This window comes from Bacillus sp. AF62, from assembly GCF_050312695.1.
Lineage (GTDB): Bacteria > Bacillota > Bacilli > Bacillales > Bacillaceae_G > Bacillus_A > Bacillus_A cereus.
In genome coordinates this window covers 1-653 of the sequence record NZ_JBNPJZ010000231.1, presented here as the reverse complement: position 1 = coordinate 653, position 653 = coordinate 1, and the positions used below count along the sequence as shown (strand labels likewise).

Below are 653 nucleotides of genomic sequence, written 5' to 3'. Positions count from 1 at the left end.
CTCTCCTTTTCTCTTAAAACTGTAAGAAACTTGTTTGCCTTTTCTTTAAACATCCACCCTTTGTCTATCCTTGCTTGTTGGAACATGTCATAACAGCTGATTTCATGCTCGATTTCTAATATTGCTTTTTCTTTTGTAAGCTCTACCCCATCACACCTCCATTCCAATTCATCTGTATTTAATCCAATTTCTATTTCGATGATTTTTCCGTTTTCCATCAGATAAAACTTCTGCATATATACATCTGTTTGAGATAAACAAATCTCATGTAATTCCTCACAACCCATTCCCTCATAGATTTCCACTAGAAATTGAGCTTCAACTTCTCCCGCACTTCCTCTTTCATAAGTGTTTTTATGTGTAAACATTGTTTATCTCCCCCTTATGATCGACTATCGGCCATCTTCCATATTCCCACTACCACCAGGAAGAGAAGTAACATGCCTTCCCATCCTTGCGTGTAGTAAATTTCCACCACCTTACTTTTTACCACTTCCCAGGCTTCTCTTGATCCTGGTACTCTTTCAAATAACCAATCTGAAAAGACAATCAACAGAAAAATACTGACGCTTATCGATAAAGAGGGTGTTGCAAAACTAAAATAAATATGCAATGTTATGAATCAGAAAAACTAGCTGAACATGCAATAGATA

Annotated in this window: 1 protein-coding gene; it reads right to left on the bottom strand. The window is 36.4% G+C overall.

Going from position 1 to position 653, the window contains the following annotated elements; genetic code table 11:
* The coding region (locus ACQRBL_RS32495) for a hypothetical protein (RefSeq protein WP_427736438.1) at positions 1-368 on the bottom strand (368 nt) is incomplete at its 3' end.
* Positions 369-653: the final 285 nt, after the last annotated feature.